Below are 17,591 nucleotides of genomic sequence, written 5' to 3'. Positions count from 1 at the left end.
TGCCATCGCATCGTGAACTTTGATCTGCCATGGAATCCGATGCGTATCGAGCAGCGTATCGGCCGTATCCACCGCATCGGGCAGGAGAAGGAGATCGAGATTGTCAACCTCTGCGCCCGTGGGAGTGTTGAAGATCATCTGCTCACGATACTGGATAAGAAGATCAATCTCTTCGAGCTGGTCATCGGTGAAGTGGATCTGATCCTCGGGCAATTGGAGGATAAACGCGAATTCTCCGAGCGGGTTCTCGAAGCCTGGGCCTCTGCGAACACCGACGAAGATGCGGCGGCGAATTTTATCGGCCTTTCGTGTGAGCTGGAACGGGCCAAAGAGAAGTACGAACGTATCAAGTCCCTGGATGACTCGCTCTTCGGCGAAGATTACGAGGTTTGATATGGACCCATTAAAATTTGCGACCCGCGTATTGGATTTGCACGGCGCCGTCGTTGAACGCAGGTCCGCCATTGATGCTCATGGCAACCAAGTCTGCACCCTGCACACACTCCTACCCACAGAGCTCGCCGCCCGGCTCGAGTGGGAGGAAGAATCCATGCTGGCAATGAGGCCGGGAACGGACAGCAACCTCCGATTGATCGGCTATGGATCCGCCGACCTCGAGATGCTGCTGGATCTCATGCGCACGCAATGCAGCGCTGTTAGGATTCGCGGCGATCTCCCTTGGCCGCGACCGCGCAGCCTCGCCAATGAGGCTCAGGAAGCCTTTCGATTTAGGACGCGCGTCCAAATGACCCTGCGTGAGACTCAGCCCTCGCATGCGAACTACCTTCTCGTGCACTACTTGCTAAATGCCGTCAGCGAGGAGACTTACGAAAGCCTGATCGCAACCATGGTCAACCAGGCAACACTCTCCCCTGTTGGAGAGCTCATCCAACAAATCGGAGACACACAGGTCTTTGTTCCCCGCAAGGGCGGCGATATCATGGGCGGCGGAACGCTTAAAGAAGTCGCCCAAGCGCTTCAGCGCGAGGCGTCGCGAATGGTCCATCGCCGGCTCGATCCGTTCCGAGAGAGCCTGGACCGCCGCCGGAACCGAGACGCCCAGCGCCTGCATGGCTATTACGAAGCGCTGGCCCAAGAGGTATGCCAGAGGAAGACCCATGGGCGGAAGCTCAGCGCCACCCAGGTCGACGCCAAGTTGGAGAGTATCCGTGCGGAGTATGACCGCAAGGTGCGGGATCTCGACATGCGCTATGCGCTGCGTGTGCGCTTGAAACCGGCAGCCGTGATGCAGGTCGACATGCCGGTGCTCCGCGCCACCTACGATCTCCGGTATCGCCGGGAGGAACGCATCCTGCCCATTACCTGGAATTCCCTCCTGGGCCGCTTGGAATCGATCCCCTGCGATGACTGCGGCAAGGGCGGCCTTGAGATGACGATCGATGATCGGCTGCGCGTGCGGTGCTTGGAGTGTGCGGGGAAATCGTCCTGATGTGGGGATGTTCATGAATTCTCTCATGGCCCTGGACAATCACCTCAATAGAGATCCTTCCCAGATGCCTGGCCAGTCGATCCGTTTCATCAAGCTCAACAAATAGGGGGACGACGGCCGGAGAAGGCTTGGAGACGAAGAAATGCCGCCATTTGGCCGACCTATACTTTGAAATCTGAAACCCAGAATTTGATATTTTCAGGCATGAAAAGACGGAAAGCAAGTGGACATCCGTCACCCTTGTCGCCGAAGCCCCACAGGGTGAAGAGGAATCACCGCGATTGAAGGGCACTTTAAGCGGATTTTTGAAGTTGAGCTTGAAGCCTGGCGCACAAACCAGGATGATTGGCCAAGGAACCGTAGTTATAAAATGTTTAGGGGATGGTTCGAGGTGACGGCCCAGTCATTCGGCATCGATCTGGAGGACGTAGAAATCGAGAGAGTCGATTATTAGTTTTCCGTAGAAACGCTCTTTCAGGGGGAGAATTCAAGTGGCTCTAAAATTCGACCATATTCTCCAATTCAAAATTATACTCCAAGGTATCAAACCGCCCATATGGCGAAGGATCCAAATTCCCAGCGATTATACATTCTGGGACTTTCATGTCGCCATCCAGGATGCAATGGGATGGCAGGACTCTCACTTGCATCATTTTCATCTCAAGGAACCTGCCCTCGGGGTAAAACTCCTCATAGGAATCCCCTTTGAACGGGAGTTCGAAGACGATCCCGTGGTTCTCCCTGGTTGGGATATCCCTGTTGCGCGGTTGCTGACGCTCGTTGATCGATCCGCCAAATACAATTATGACTTTGGCGATGACTGGTGGCATTCTATCACCCTTGAATGTATCAAACCACGCACTGAAAAGATTGAATATCCTATTTGCACGGCCGGCCGGCGCGCCTGTCCTCCAGAAGACTGCGGTGGCGTACCCGGATACGAACTTCTTCTCGAAGCGATCAGCGATCCGAATCATGAAGAACATGAGAGTTTTCGCACTTGGCTGGGAGAATCCTACGACCCTGATAAATTCGACAAAGAATCCATCGTTTTCGATGATCCGTTTGAAAGATGGGAACTTGCATTCGCCGCAGACGAGAATTTTGCAGAAGAGGATGTCACGCCGAATAGTAAAATACGCATCAGGATCGGTGAAGACGAGACAATCCCCCTGAGAATAAATAAACTGGATTATACCCTTCTGGAAAAATTGAACCTGTTCGATCCCGAATATTTCGAGCGTTTCAAACCCCTTCCGGGCTCCTCGGACTTCGTCGGACAGTTCACTCTATATGATCTTGAGGATATGCAGGGATATGTCGCTGCGGAGTCCAATCACACGGATGATAGGTGGCTGGAAATGAGATTGAGTTCCCTCTTTGATCGCATTAGTGATTTGATGGATCGATACGACGACGGCAATTGACAGATTTTCTCGAACCTGGTCGTCAAAGCCCCGATTTAGTATTTCGGGACCTTGTAGGGAAGCCACGCCGGCTCTGATACAGTTTCTCCTGCGGCCAGCCGCTCGAATTTATGCATAAAGCTGATCTTGCGGATGTGTTTTCGGCGTATGTAGTGGACAATTTCATCCCAATTTTCCCGCATCCCCGCCATCAAGAGGTAATTGCGGGTATGCTGCAAACAACGCAAGGCCCGCAGGTAGGAATCCCGCTTGTTGCGATCGAGGATCTTCATGGCGGTGATGTAGTAAATCTCAGCGGCCTTCCCGGGATACCTCCTTCGCAGGGCCCGCGCCGCCTGAACCATCAACTCCCCTCGCGCTTCGCGGATTTCATCAACGCTCGCGCCATTAAAATAATCCGCCAGCGCTTCGATTTCACCAAGCTCAATGAATAGCGAAACCCCCTGGGGAAACGGTGATTCCTTTGTAATTTGAATCAAACGGCCATGGCATACTCTCCGCTGTTTGGGGTGGGTTAATGCTTGAATCTCCTGATACAGGCCATGGTCCGGCATCCGGCGGAAATCCCCCCACAAAAGATCCAAGACATCCCTCTTGCAGCCGAGTTCAGCCAAAAGTTCTATTCTCAGTCGCCGAAGCTTCCCCTCGGAATCTTCACCCGGCCCGGCGTTTGATTCATATTCTATGCCCCGCTCCACCCACCGCAGGGCGAGTTCTCGTTCGCCCTGGATCTGATGTATCTTGGCCATCCTTACACAATCTATGACGCCGACTTTGCCGGCGGGACACAGCTGGAGATATCCCTCCCAATCTCCCTGGGCGTAGCAGAGGATTTTCAGATTGTGGAGCCACCGCGCCCGCGGTGAATTCGCTTCCAGTTCATCATCCGGGGGGAGAGCGTCCAGCACGTTCCTTGCAATGCGAACGAACCGATTGACAATTTCCGGACGCATTATATCGGCAAGGTCTTCTTCAATGTGGAATCCAATTTTGTAATAGTCGGTCTCCAACCATGCCGTTAATTCGCCGACTGTTTCCTCAGGATCAGCCGTGGCAAGCTCCCTGGCAAAGATCCATGCATTGAGGATTTTCGAGCCGAATGCTTGAAAGAGTCCGCCCGAATCGACAACCTCTCCTGTCTTGGCCAGACATCCGTTGGCAAACGCGTGGAGAAGCTCAGATCCTTGGCGGGGCCGGTCGCTACCGACGAGCGCCTTAATTCTCTTCAGGTGATGCAGGAGCCGGCTGACATAGCGCGGAACACAGCTGTAATAGACTATCCGGCCTATTTTAAGGGCCTCCTCCATTTCAATTTTGATATCGACAATGCGCTTGCCTTTCCAAATCTCAGTCTCGGATTCTGATGTCATCGGACAGCCTCTTTTTCGCCCGGTCTATCATTGTTGGGATCCGCACCCGCCAATCTCTCCCTCAGGATTTTGTAAACCCGGCTGTTCGGATGAGCCGTGCCGGCGATTTGGCGAAGTCTATCTTTCGCCTCTCCCTGCGCGCCGGCATGAACCGCCGCTGCCAGGGTGTACTTATAGGCGTCTTCAATATCCTTGACGGTGACCTCATACCCATGACCGGCGGCCAGCCATTTCAAGGCCACGAGCCCTGACTCCATGGCAAAGCGGGGTCTCTTTTCGCAGAAATCGCGGGCCCCGCGGATGAGTGTTGAATGGCTGCATGGAGTGCGATTGACCAATTCAATCGCTTCGTCATAGAGGCCGGCCGCCTTGGCTGCTGTATACCATTTCCCCTCCTGTCCGGGTAACGATTCGACAAGATCGTTCAGGATATCCGCCGGCTTTACTTCTGGATATTTCTTTGCGATCGCCTTGAAAGTCCCTAAATAGGTCGATTTTTGGTTTGCGGGAATGGCATAGCGGCCGTAGGCTTCTTCCCATTTTCCGATGGATAGAAGAAGCTCCTCGCACATGGGAGCAATGTGAAAGAGGCCGAGATTGCGCTTAAGGGAATCTTCGGCATAACGCACTGCTTCCTCGATTTTCCCCTGCTCCGCTAGGGCTTTAACACCCCAAATCCGTGTATCCCATAATTTGTGGGGATCAAGATCCAAGAGCTCAAAGAGATCGGTAAAACGTCCGGCTTTATACAATGAACTTAGACAGGCCGCGGCGCCATTGTGATATGAGTCGGTGTCGGTATCAGGGTCCCAAGCTCGCCGGACTGCGTCGATAAATTCATCCGCCAATTTTGATGCGTACTCCGCCGAACCGCAGAGTTCCCCCCACTGGTCGGCAAGCCCTTCGAGATAAGGTATCTCATCCTTTTCCATAGCGAGCCACAGGCGATCCAGCCACTTCCGACGACGTGGTTCCGAAACCGGGGCGTTCCCGATGACCAAAGCGAGCTCGGCGCCGGCATAATAGACCATCGCGCCAAGTGCGCCGGATGAGCTGTCGACATGTTCCAGAGCAGGCGAGACCTTCTCAAGGAAACGCACAGCCCCCTCCGCCGCCAAAACCGGATCCGTTCGGCCCACCTCCTTGATTTCCGCTATGGCTTCTTCTATACGCTTGACCGCCCGTCCTGAAGCATCCCAGCCATAGACTCTCCGGCGGAAGCGGGAGATGAATTTCCATTTGTGTTTTTCAGTCGGTGCCATTGTGGGTCTTCCCGGTTTTGTCATGTTCAATAATCCATCCCTGAGAAGCAGTGTGGCTTTCCACGCGAATTCAACTCAAACTGCACCCACTATTGGTCTTTCCCGCAGAGATAATCTCATACAAGTCCTCCGTCCACAATATCTCGCGTCTTCCCTTTGCGTTCCTATAATTCATTCCAAGAGCATAACCGAAACCGTAGGTGTTGTAGAGGGCTATGGCTCGCTGGTTCTCCCGGGGCGTACGGCAACGCAGAATGGCATAGTAGAGCATCATCTTTGCCGCATTCCTTCCGGCTTCATTCGCGGACATGACTTTCCATCCCTTCGGCCTCTCCCGCGAATAGATTGCCTCTCCAACCTTTCCCATGTACCAAAATGTCATCTCGTATGCAGCCTGGGCGAGCGCTTCCTTCGACCATCGCAGGGTGATCCGCCATTCGTCGTCCCCGGTCATTATAATTTTATCGTCGTTTCGATTCGGCATGCCTGGATCGACGTGAAGCAGGCTTCCGCGCGAGGAGGTCTCATACCGAAATTCTCGCGGTAGACGCCAGTCACTCGGTAGCACCGTAATCCGCAAGACTTTTTGTCTGGACCCGAACCCCACGTGAACATGCCCGTTGAAATAATCCTTCCCGTTTACCCGTAAACCATGCTTGGACCGTCTGAGATGCTGATCTATTTGTTCTCGCAGGCGGTGTGCCGATTGAAAGTACGACTTAACCTCCACCACGCCGGCGACCACAATGTCTGAAACTGTATTAGCGCTGGGATCTTTAATCATAATGTACAAGTCGGCGCCTTTGAGAATGCCCCTTCCCTTTGGACGATGCACACCCACGACATCTCCCGCATAAAGCCTGGCCTTTGCGGGGAGTTTTTTCTCCCGCCGAAGCTGCTGAAACAGATGCATGCAGGCCTTCGCAGCAAGTAACTCCGTGATCGCACCTTTGAAGCAGTTGACCATATACGAATAGATGAAGGTGATGACCGAGGCAACCTCGGTGTCGGAGAGACGCTCACCGATCAAGTCCGGCGGAATGGGCCCAGTCTCCTCGTAGGGACCTTTCAGCAGGAATTCTTGGAATAGCGGACCACGGTTGTGCTTCTCAATGGCCCGGATGGAGGTGGCCAGAGCTTCACGAAAAATAGATAGCGGGTTGTTATTTTGGGGGAAGACGACTCCGGCCTCCAGTGCGGCTTGGAGAGCAGATTCGACATCCCCACCTAATTCAGAGCCAAGAAGATCAAAACTGACGGTGCCAGCCAGTGATGCTGTATTGGAGATCACACTTTTCATTGAACCTCTAAATATTCAAAGTAACTTATCTGCGGAACACCCCCTCCTCCACCACGCGGCAATAAAGATTCACCAGTTCCATCTCCCGTATCGAACCGCAGAGCGTCTCCGTCAGCCTCGGATGACCAACAATTATAGCGAGACTCTTAGCCCGCGAAATGGCTACATTTAGCCGGTTCTTGTTAAAGAGAAAATCAATGCCGCGAGGGGAAGTGTCGCCTGCGCTGGCGCACATCGAGACAATAACGACGGGAGCCTCCTGACCTTGGAACTTGTCAATGGTCCCAATACGCGCCCCGGGTCTGAGAGCCTGCTTCAGCTTTCGGATCTGCATGTTGTAGGGGGCGACGATCAGGATATGCTCCAGGGTCAGCCGGCCGGCATTTTTCCCTTTCTTGTCTGTGTGTTCCAGTTTCAGAAGGTCATTCACGAGCTGGCCGATTGCTTCAACCTCCTCATCACTCCCCTGAACATTTCCGGCGTGCTCGATCGGAATAAAGAGAAGTCCGGCATCACGGGTGATGGGTGAAGAGCGTTTCGATCCCCCGATCAAGATCCTTCTGGCTGCCGTGTGCTTCTCGGGCTGAAGCCTGCCCTCATAGACCGCCTCAGAAATAAAGACGCACAGCGCGGGATGCAGCCGCCAGGTTGTCCCGAGAAAGATTCCCAGGTCATCCGGAATCGTTGCGTGATCTTGCAGAAGATATTCGAGCGTCGACAATCCGCTTTCCCCCGGATGGGCGCCGCGGGTCGGCTGGCCGAGCTGCATTTGATCCCCGAGCAGAACAACATTCCGGGTGCTCGGGATCATTCCCGCAAGGTTGGCGATGCACACCTGTCCGGCTTCATCGATGAATAGATAATCAAACTTGTCAACGGCCTCGGGTATAACAAAAGCCCAGGCCGTCCCGCCGATCAGGTCGAACCTCCCGATGGCATCTTTTGCACTTCCTGCAAATTGAATGCCGGTTTTCTCATAGAGCGGATCGTCCGGGTCCCCTCCCACTTTCGCGGCGGATAGGCCGAACCCCTCATCGCGGGCAAACTTCGCGACCTTTTCCATCAGATTGCAAATGGACTTGTGGCTGTTGGCGCTGATCCCAACGCGCTTTCCCGCCTGCAGCAGCCCGAGGATAACGTGGGCCGCCGTGTGGGTCTTACCCGATCCGGGAGGACCCTGGATGCACAGGGTCGTGCTCTGCATGTTCAGCGCGGCATCAAGCGTCCCCGCGAGGATATCTTCGCCTTTGCGGATGATCGGTCCCCGCAACCGTTTGCGAATTCGCGGACGGCGGCGGTGCAGAAAATCATCAAGGGCGGATGGGAGTGTGCCGGATTCCAGATACTCCCTGACAACTCGTTCGATTGAGGATTCGATCGATTCAGTCCCCACTTGATCATCGGGAACAAGGCTGAGCTGGGCCGGTGGTAAGCCGCCGATTTCCTCAAACTCCTTAAGTGCCTTGGGACCAGCAATGAGCAACACCCGTCCGCTATCCATGTCGAGTTGCCCGATCCTAACCTTCCATCCTCGATGCCCGGCAATGGTACAGAATGTCCCAACAGTGATCTTCGTATCTTGGTCAGGGTCAAAACGATATTCAAATCCCGTGGATCGCTTGACAGCCACTGCCGCTATTCGTGTTCGTCTGAGCCCGGCAAGGCATCCCAAGTCATCCCACAATTCTTCATCCGTCATCTGGTGACGGTTGTAATACTCCCACCACATCGGTTTTTGCTCACGGCGGTGGAAGGTGACGAGCCAGGCCAGCAGCTCGCGGATGCGCCACTGGTCGTCCGTCTTTGATGCGGACGTCGTGGAAGCGCCGCTGGAAGCCTCTGTGGAGGCGCCCTCCGGGATCGAATCCAATAGCTCCTGGCTCAGGATCTCCCGCTCGGTCGGTTCCCGCATCGCGTCCGTGGGCGCGGCCGCCCCGGCGTCCGGGATATAACCAATCCGCCCTTTCTTTTGCAGGCCGCGCAGCCATTCGGTGAGCTTGTGCGTGGATTCACAATCCTCTTTGTTATAGTTGCGGATCTCGTTGAGGATTTTGGACGTTTCCCATGTGGGGCCGTCCTGCGCTTCGAGCCACTGCTCGTAGAAGAGGATCGAATCGCCGGCCGTCGCGACCTCCGCTTCCCGGCCGTCCAGGTAGAATTGCTCGACCTTTTTGAGCGAATAGCTCGGGAGCCCCATCCGGACACCTTGTTGTACAATCTTGTAGAGGTCGACGAAGACGTCGGCGCGAAGGAGCGTGTCGACTTCATCCTCGCGCGTCGCATACTTCGTCATGAGCCGCTTCATCGCGTTCACTTCGTAGTTGGCGTAGTGGTAGATGTGCATCGCGGGATCTTTGTTCCACCGGGCGTAGACCCAGTCGATGAACGCCTCGAACGACTTTTTCTCGTGGCGCGCGTCATGCGCCCACCAATCGTGGTATTCGAGCTTGCTGGTTTTGGGAGTATTTTTGAGGGTCACGGCGCCGAGGAGATACTCGAGCCCGTTTTGGGCCTGGCCTTGCGCCTGGCCCTGGAATTGAGCGAGTGGGTATCCTTCGATATCGAAGGTCACATCGTTTTTGGAGGCCGGGGGAAGACCGGCCAATCCGCGGGCGGGATTTTCTGGATCCGGTGGGATCACCTCGTACTGCGGCTGGCCTTTGGTTTTTGAGAGGGTTTGGAGCCGCGCCTGCTCGCATAACTTTTCCTGCGTTTCCGCCCGCATCTTGGGGATTTTCTTTTTGTGCGCTTTGGCGAGCTGCGCAACGGTCGTGATCTTGGCGTTCTTGAGCCGCTCGATCTGGAGGGTTGTGATGCCGGCCACGAGGCTCAAGTGGTCGTTTTTTAGGAGCCATTCTACGGCTGTGCTTTCCCAACGGCCGTTTTTGCCCTCGCCGAGGGGCTCGGGTGGGTTTTGGGGATCGTGCGGGTTGAAGTTGTCTTGTTGCTCCATGAATCCGCGCTTGAGGAAGAGATAGTAGTAGAAGAAATCATCGGTCCGAAAAGATCTCTGGGTGCCGTCGCCGAGGACGATTCTTATGTCGTTTGGCCTGGCGCCCTGTACTGCTTCCAGCATCTCGGCGAGACAGCAGAGCTGGACGAGGAAATAGGGTTTTGTCTGCAGCGAGAGCTTCGTGTCCCATATTTCGTAGCTGTAATTGCCGAGCTTTGATGGCTTGTCAGTCTTTATGAGGAAATCGGCATATCCAGTGAAGTTTTTGTGGGTTAGGGCGGCTTGATAGATGGCCTTGCTGCCCTTCTGCATTGCCTCGCTTGTGAGTTTGAAGCGATCATTGGTGGCCGGAATTTCGGTGAGTTGGTTTTTGTGTTTGGCCTTGAGTTGGTCGAGAAAATCGTGCTCGTGCTCGATGCCCTTCTTCTGGATGAGCTCTTGATCGCCGGTTTGCTCGTCGGGGGTGGCCTTGTCGGGGTGCTCCAAGTAGAGGCGATCCATCCATGTGATATACGGGTTTTGGAGATAGTTTGTCAGGTCGGTTGGTGAGAATTGGATGGATGTGCCATGATTTTTCATAGGGCAATCTGTCGCTCACTGGTCACATTCCGGTTATGCTGCGCGAGATTTTCTAGGCGCAGCATAACCGACCTTAGATTGTGGACAGGCTCTAATCGCCTATTAATCGATCGGCCCGCTCACACCGGGATTCTGGCACCCATAGAGAGTGGCGTACTTCGATGATCCCGCCTTGATCCCATCCTCCAAACCGAGCCTCGGCAGCCAAACGTCCGTGTCGATCTTCAAATCGGTCCCTTGCAGGTTGAGTCCGAGGATCGAACGCACCGAGTTCTCCCAGCCACCGATCGCCTGCACATCCGCCTCGGCCGCATTGCGGTCGATCACCACGCGGGCGGCATACTTCGCCGTCCAATCCGCTGGAATCGGGATCTGGAATTCCGCGGCAACATTCTCCTCTGCCTCATCCAGGTTCTCCGCCTCGTCTTCGAGGACATCGAGGTTCATCTTGGTGTCAAACTCGAGATAATCCGCCCTCAAGTTCCCCGCGAAGGCGTTCGCACTCAGGATCACTCCCTGCGCGCGCTTCGCGTTGTCGACCCCGTAGTAATCATTGAACGCGAAAACGCAGTCAGTCGCTGTGACCTGCGTATCAGATTCGAGTTTGAGGGCCGCTCCACCATATGTCGCCATCGCGTCATGCTTCTCGTTGAAGAGGGAGGTGTTGTTCTTGAATGTGAAAATCGGAATATCCTGCCCCTCCCTCGGATGCCAGGATGTGTGCAGTGAGAATCCGTTGCCGGTGTTGTTGATGGCGAGGTTGTTCTCGATCACCATCTCGCTTGATTGATGACCCCAGATGGAAAATGCGCCGTCGGTGGGTGCGGTATTCATGACGATACAGTTGCGAATCACGGCATCGCCGAGTTTCCATGGAGCCACGGAGATGCCACCGCTCTCGGGAGTCGGCATCTCGCCGTTCTTCGGATTGGCCGATCGGATGATCTTGTTCTGAGCCTCGGTCGCATACCGGTTCCGATCGCCGTTATCCACGATGATCCCGTCGACCACGATCCGGTGCTCCGCGTTCTTCCTCCATTTGGAAAGGTCGATCGACAACCGGTAACCGCCGTCCCAGTTGGCCGATTTGTTGCTACCCGATAGGATCGTCCTGTGCGCACCCCACGGGTCGCGCTGCTTGAAGTTCGCGTCCCAACCACCATAGATTTCCACGGGAACGGTGATTCCGTCGTGGCCATTCTCTCCGCGCCCCGGGTAGGTCCCCTCTGCGATGAAGATCCGATCCCCGTCCGCGAGGAGGCTGATGATGTTCCCAAGATCCTTCGCCGGTTTCTCTATCGTCCCGGCCTTTCCCTTCCCCGTTGCGGCACTGACATACCAGTCCCGTGCGTCTGCGGATTCGAACATCGATGCGCCTGCAAGCAGCAGAGCGATACAGCAGATTAACATTCGTTTCATTTGATCCCCCCCCTTTTTAGGCCAGTTCGGACCATTGTAAATTGCGCGGCGGTTCATTGCAATCAACCTCTTGCGATGCAAAGGAGAACTCTGGAGAGCGCCCCTTAAAGCGCATTAACATAATCTTATCTAAATGATGGTGTTCCAAGTGAATCGTCGGGAAAACCTGATCTTTAGATGGAGTCGATTCTTAGTTCGCCGGAGCACGGAGTTGCGAGATACTCTCCGCAGTGCGGAACGTTCTTAAAATTTCGCATAGAACTGCCGCATGTACCGTAAAGGAGGCACTGAATTTGGCGACCACCTCCCACTTCAGAAGGTGGTCGCCCTGGGAAGAAACTAGACGTTATCAACGCAATACGATTTTCGATGTGGCAATGGGTTGATCCGAGCGCATACGAACGAAGTAAATGCCCTGAGATAGGCGCCGGCCATCATGTGCCCGGCCATCCCATGAAACATTGTGACTTCCAGCCGGGAGTTCTCCGTTTACGAGGTCCCGAACCTTTCGGCCGACGATATCGTATATAGAAAGTTCGATCTCGGATACCTTATTGAGAGCGAAGGAAATAGTCGCTGGGCCAGAGGTAGGGCTGGGCCAAAGAGTGAGACCAGGCGAATCGGTAACCAAGCCATTTTCTTCTTCAGAAACATCAGCTATCATATCGATCCAGCAGGGATTCTGGCTCATCATGTTCAGAATTAAATGATGGCTCAGCGCCTTGTCATAGATCCGGACATCATCCATCAGACCGTCGATTAGATGTGCATAACCGCCATGAACGCCAATCTCCAAATTACCGTCGTCATAGGGGATCGGATTAGAATAGGGTATTGCGTTTTCAAGCCAACCGTTCACATAGATTCGCATTTCGAAACCGTCATAGGTACCAACAATATGATACCAGGTATTTAATTCTGCGACCGTCTCCGATTCAACAATACCCTGTTCGTATCCCGTGCTTCCTAAATTTAATCCAAAGGTAAATTTGCCCGTATCCGTAGAAACTCCCAATTCATAGCTGATTTCATGAGGGCTCCCAAATAGCTTATTGATGAATGTATCAAAGCTGGATGCATCTTCCAGGCTGCGAAGATATACAGCAGCGACAAGCGTAAGCTCCTGGGTATGCAGAATGGGATGGTCCAGGATTTGAATATGAGAATCCAGACCATTGAAATCAGCGGCCATCATTACTTGACCGCCACAGTCGTCGCCAAAAATCAGGTCACCATAAATTTCACCGTGATTCTGATAAATGCTACAGTCGTTCACATCACCATTCATGCCATAACAAGCCACCAGCTCAGGAATGCATTCCGGGACCAGTTCCACAATTTCCTGATCTGAAAGGGGCTGATCATAAATGCGGATATCATCCATGATCCCGTCAACCAAATGAGTATATCCGGCATGGACCCCCAGCTCCAAATCGCCATCGTCATAGGGGATCGGACTGGAATATAGAACGGAGTTCTCAAGCATGCCATTGACATAGATTCGAAGTTCCGAACCGTCGTATGTTCCGACGACATGGTACCACGTCTCGGTCTTGGCCTCTGTGAATGATTCGACGATACCCTGTTCATAGCCGGTGCTGCCAAGATTTAATCCGAAAGTAAATCTGTTGGTAGCCGTAGAAACCCCTAATTCGTAACTAATTTCATGCGGGCTTCCATAGAGTTTGTTTATGAAAGTATCAAAGCCAGAGGTATCTTCCAGGTTGTATAGATACACAACCGCACTCAATGTCATCGCCTGCGTATGCAAAATATCATCATCCGGCACCAAAATATAGGAATCATACCCATTGAACTCCAATGCCGAGGTCGGCTCACCTTCACAGTCTGCCACATAGACCAGACCGCCATACCCAGTGCCATGATTTTCGTTGCCGCTGCAATCAGTCACATCACCATCGAATGAATAACAGGCCAGGAGGTTGGGGCTGCAGGTTATTATCAAATCCAGGATCTCCGTTTCGGATAGTGCCTGGTCATAGATTCGAGCCTCATCCAAAATTCCGTCCAATAGATGTGCATAACCAGCATGGACACCCAGCTCCAGATCCCGATCGTCGTACGGAATCGGTTGTGAATAAGGCAGAGAATTCTCCGGCACACCATCTATATAGATAATAATCTCTGTTCCGTCATACGTGCCGGCCACATGATACCAAGTATCCAATTGGGCAATGGTATTCGATTCAACAATCCCTTGAGGATACCCGGTGTTTCCTAGATTTAGACCAAAATTAAATTTCCCGGTGGATGTCGACACACCGATTTGATAGCTGATTTCGTGAGGATCTCCGAATATTTTGTTGATAAAAGTATCGAAACCGGATGGATCTTCCAGACTATGCAGATAAACATAAGCGCTGAGCGTGATTTCTTGAAAATGAAGCGCTGGGTCGTCATAGACCTGGATGTAGGAATCAGTTCCATTGAACTCAGCTGCTGCATTGTGTTGTCCGCACATATTTCCCGTAAATATTAAATTGCCGTGGATTATGCCATGGTTTTCATTTCCACTTGAGTCATTGGCATTCCCTTCCAGGTCGTAATATGCGGCTGGATCGGCGGCCTGTGCGGTGGACGCGAATGACAAGACAACTAAGAATAGGACTGCAAGTTTGAACCGGTACATTTAGCTTTCCTCCCCAGATTCGAGTTGTTACTGAGCCTGCCCCTCTTTAAATGAGTCTTGAAACTTCTAGCTTTGCTTCTTCTGCGAATGGCTATTGCGCCAACTTGACTTGGCTGTTATTCTTGGTGCGCTTGTGGATTCCAGCCTTTCTTTCCATCTGAATCCGCAAGTTGGGTGGGAGAGCAGAATTGAATCATTGAACGATCGTGTGAGTGAGTAGGATGAATCGCTCTGCCCTCCCCAATTTCTAAAGGCGAAATTCGACATCAAAATGGGACATCGGGGCATAACATTGTGAATGGCAAGAAGTTAGAAGATCAGCCCACTTTGGGATCTTATTTCTCGCGTTTCTATGAAGACCTCAGACGAATCGCTCGGGTGAAGATGGCCCGCGAACCACAGAATCTTACCCTTCAGCCAACCGGCCTTGTTCACGCCGTCTACCAAAAGCTCCGCAAAGGCCCTCCCCAAGAAGCACCAGGTACCAAGGGATTTTGGGGCCTTGCCCGCCAGGCAATGGATAATGAACTTGTTGATATTGCCCGAGCGCGGCAAAGCCAAAAGCGCGGAGGGGACGTAGTCCATGTGCCCCTCAGTCAGGCAAGCGATCAGCTTGCGAATGATCCCCATATCGGAACCTTATTTGATAATAGCGAAGTCATGCGATCCGCACTCTCGGAACTTGGTAAAATCGAACCCAATGGACAGCGTATGGTTAACATCATCATATTGTACTATTATGAAGGACTGAATTGGCGTGAAACCGCAAGTGCTCTTGGTGTTTCCCGAAAACAAGTCCAAAGAGATTGGGGATTTGCACGCACTTGGCTGTTTGATTACATAACTTTTCAAGATGGCGAGGGCGATTGATGTTTTATATTATTAGTAACCTGTCGCTAAACTTCAGATTTCCAAAAAGCAGTTGAGCTATAAACATGTCACAACTATCCGCGAGCGAAATATTCAATGAAGCCAAGCGATTGCCAATCCAGCATCGAAAGGAACTCGTTGAAAGTAAATGCGGTGATAATGCAAAGCTGGCTGAAGAAATTCTCCGGCTTTTAAGCGTTGCAGAAGCTCATCCGGAATTACTAGAAGAACCCCATAATAGAATTCCGGCGCAGCTTGGCCGATATCCCATAATTCGCCCTCTCGGTAGGGGTGGTATGGGCACGGTTTATCTCGCTAGAGACACTATTCTCGACAGGGACATTGCCGTCAAAGTGCTTCCTGCCAGGATAGCCGGTGATGTTGTATCCGCCAGATTTAAGCGCGAGGCAAAGACTCTTGCAACCTTCAAAAATCCCAATATAGCAACAATATACTCCTTGGAAGAGACTAATGGGATTCAATTTCTCACCATGGAATTTGTCTCCGGAGAAACCCTTGCTGATTTGTTATCCAAGGGCAGACTTTCCCTCAGTCAGTCGCTTAACATTTGCCTTCAAATTGCCCGAGCTCTTGAGGAAGCACACAAGCACGGCATAATTCACCGGGATCTTAAACCGAGCAACATCATGGTTGAGGAGAACAAAGTCGTTAAAGTCCTAGATTTCGGAATAGCCAAGTCATTGGGAGACCCTGCAAAAGACTCAGAAATTGTTAATAATCCCAAGTCCACTTCAAATACAGACAGCAGTGGGCTGTTGGGCACACTCGATTATATGAGTCCTGAGCAAAGCCGGGTTCAACCAATCAGCATCAAGACCGATCTCTGGGGTTTAGGCTGCATCTTGTATGAGTGCCTTTCCGGAATCCGCGCCTTTAGGAGGGACCCTCTGAATCCAGAGGTAATTCTCTCTCAACCTGATCGGTCGCAAATCCCTTCAAATACTCCAATCCGGTTGAGAAAGTTACTTGAGAATTGTATGGAATTGGAACCAGAGAATCGCCCTTCCGACGCCGCCATAGTCTGCAATATTCTCGAGGAACTCCAGAAACCCAAGCAAAAATCATGGGTCACTGCTGCCATTGGTGTAATTGCATTCGCTGCAGTCGCCATCTCTATTTACTGGGGTGTTTTGGCATCAATGCGTGCGAACTCTGGGGATCCCATTTCCGCCCAACCTCTCCCCGATGCAGGATTAGAAATAAAATACGAGGATGGATCCACAAAAATACTCAGGGCGCCATCTGGACACCCACAGAGACTCGAAGGTGCAATGATTGTGGATATCCCACCTGCCGAAGCTAAAACAGGCGATACTGCTTCTTCTGATGCGTCTGATGATTCAGAAAGATTAGTTCTCGGATGGTCCCATGAAATGGCGACTCCCTCTTATCTCTATGGGTGGAATTCAGATTCCAAAATCCAATTTACAGTACCGGCTATGGATCGCTTTCCCGGATTGGGAACGACCAATACGGACGACCCAAATTACTGCCAAATGCGGATTATCAAAGTAATTCCCTTACCAAATGAATCGGCTGCCAAAAGAATACTATTGACAGAAATTTCCCAATATAATCCATCTGTCTTTAGAATCATAAACCTCAACCACTCGGGGAATTCCATAACTCAATCCCAAGAGTTTTGCTTTTTCCACCTCGGGAACATAAACAACAGTCTCTACTTGACTCCAGGAATACACGAAGATCGTGAATTGGCTTGGCTATGCGGAAGCACAAGCGTGCCCAAAAGATTGCGCGATAAAAGCAATATGGTGCTGGATAATACATTTTTTCTGGCCTGTATGGAGGTCAATCCTGGCACCTACTATTTCCCTCCTATTATTGAGCCTGACCAGAATTTTCTGGATGCATCGGAAGGAGATGTGAAACCGGCCGATATGCTCTTTTACTTAGTGGCAAGGGGTTTTGTTTTGGAGGAACACGGTTTTAATTGGAATAATACATATGAATATAAAATCTCAAGTGTTTCGCGGGTTCAATCATCGGCCGAGCCCGAATATCATCTCTTAACATCCAATTCAGCTGTTTTTTATTCTCGCTTTGTATTACCGGATAGTCTTGTGATTTCCACAGAAATTGTGGGAGATGCTTATCGTATACTGGATGCTCGGGCTAAGGCTCAAGGCATCTTAGCCGACAGTGTTATTCAATCATTTCTCGCCGATAGTCTCTATACCTTGGCCTATGCGCGGGAAGGCCTAAATGTTACAGGTCCTTTTAGAGATATGCGGGATGAGTTCCGGCAGTTGGCATACTAAAACAGGTGATT

The 17,591-nt window shown here is 52.1% G+C and carries 11 protein-coding genes; 5 read left to right on the top strand and 6 right to left on the bottom strand.

The window, feature by feature from the left end; genetic code table 11:
• The 3 genes from KJ970_19325 to KJ970_19315 form a co-directional block, all read left to right on the top strand.
• Positions 1 to 393: ATP-dependent helicase (locus tag KJ970_19325; protein ID MBU2693073.1), on the top strand; the 393-nt coding region annotated here is incomplete at its 5' end.
• Between the two features lies 1 nt (position 394).
• A complete protein-coding gene (locus KJ970_19320) occupies positions 395 to 1,450 on the top strand; it encodes a hypothetical protein (GenBank protein ID MBU2693072.1) in 1,056 nt (351 codons plus the stop codon).
• A 491-nt stretch (positions 1,451 to 1,941) separates the two neighbouring features.
• The gene (locus KJ970_19315) at positions 1,942 to 2,877 is read left to right on the top strand and encodes a plasmid pRiA4b ORF-3 family protein (GenBank protein ID MBU2693071.1); all 936 of its coding nucleotides are present in this window, start codon (positions 1,942 to 1,944) and stop codon (positions 2,875 to 2,877) included.
• A 35-nt stretch (positions 2,878 to 2,912) separates the two neighbouring features.
• Here the strand turns inward: KJ970_19315 and KJ970_19310 are convergent, their stop codons facing one another.
• From KJ970_19310 to KJ970_19285, 6 genes are all read right to left on the bottom strand, one after another.
• The gene (locus KJ970_19310) at positions 2,913 to 4,247 is read right to left on the bottom strand and encodes a hypothetical protein (GenBank protein ID MBU2693070.1); all 1,335 of its coding nucleotides are present in this window, start codon (positions 4,245 to 4,247) and stop codon (positions 2,913 to 2,915) included.
• The gene (locus tag KJ970_19305; protein MBU2693069.1) at positions 4,244 to 5,509 is read right to left on the bottom strand and encodes a hypothetical protein; all 1,266 of its coding nucleotides are present in this window, start codon (positions 5,507 to 5,509) and stop codon (positions 4,244 to 4,246) included. The genes KJ970_19310 and KJ970_19305 overlap by 4 nt, the downstream gene beginning before the upstream one ends.
• 70 nt (positions 5,510 to 5,579) lie before the next feature.
• Positions 5,580 to 6,809, bottom strand: a complete 1,230-nt coding sequence (locus tag KJ970_19300; GenBank protein MBU2693068.1) for a hypothetical protein — start codon at positions 6,807 to 6,809, stop codon at positions 5,580 to 5,582.
• Between the two features lie 25 nt (positions 6,810 to 6,834).
• On the bottom strand, positions 6,835 to 10,341 hold the full coding sequence (locus KJ970_19295; protein ID MBU2693067.1) for a TM0106 family RecB-like putative nuclease: 3,507 nt from the start codon (positions 10,339 to 10,341) through the stop codon (positions 6,835 to 6,837).
• Between the two features lie 102 nt (positions 10,342 to 10,443).
• Positions 10,444 to 11,760 (bottom strand): right-handed parallel beta-helix repeat-containing protein, encoded by a 1,317-nt coding sequence (locus KJ970_19290; GenBank protein MBU2693066.1) that lies wholly within the window; start codon positions 11,758 to 11,760, stop codon positions 10,444 to 10,446.
• A gap of 349 nt (positions 11,761 to 12,109) precedes the next feature.
• Positions 12,110 to 14,410, bottom strand: a complete 2,301-nt coding sequence (locus tag KJ970_19285) for a T9SS type A sorting domain-containing protein (GenBank protein MBU2693065.1) — start codon at positions 14,408 to 14,410, stop codon at positions 12,110 to 12,112.
• 294 nt (positions 14,411 to 14,704) lie between these two features.
• Here KJ970_19285 and KJ970_19280 point away from each other — a divergent pair, with 294 nt between their 5' ends.
• The gene (locus tag KJ970_19280; GenBank protein MBU2693064.1) at positions 14,705 to 15,280 is read left to right on the top strand and encodes a hypothetical protein; all 576 of its coding nucleotides are present in this window, start codon (positions 14,705 to 14,707) and stop codon (positions 15,278 to 15,280) included.
• Positions 15,281 to 15,345: 65 nt separating this feature from the next.
• Positions 15,346 to 17,580 (top strand): serine/threonine protein kinase, encoded by a 2,235-nt coding sequence (locus KJ970_19275; protein ID MBU2693063.1) that lies wholly within the window; start codon positions 15,346 to 15,348, stop codon positions 17,578 to 17,580.
• Positions 17,581 to 17,591: the final 11 nt, after the last annotated feature.

The sequence above is a fragment of the Candidatus Eisenbacteria bacterium genome (assembly GCA_018831195.1).
In the GTDB taxonomy this organism is placed as follows: domain Bacteria; phylum Eisenbacteria; class RBG-16-71-46; order CAIMUX01; family JAHJDP01; genus JAHJDP01.
The sequence above is the reverse complement of the archived record's forward strand: the minus strand, read 5'-3'. Positions and strand labels throughout refer to the sequence as shown.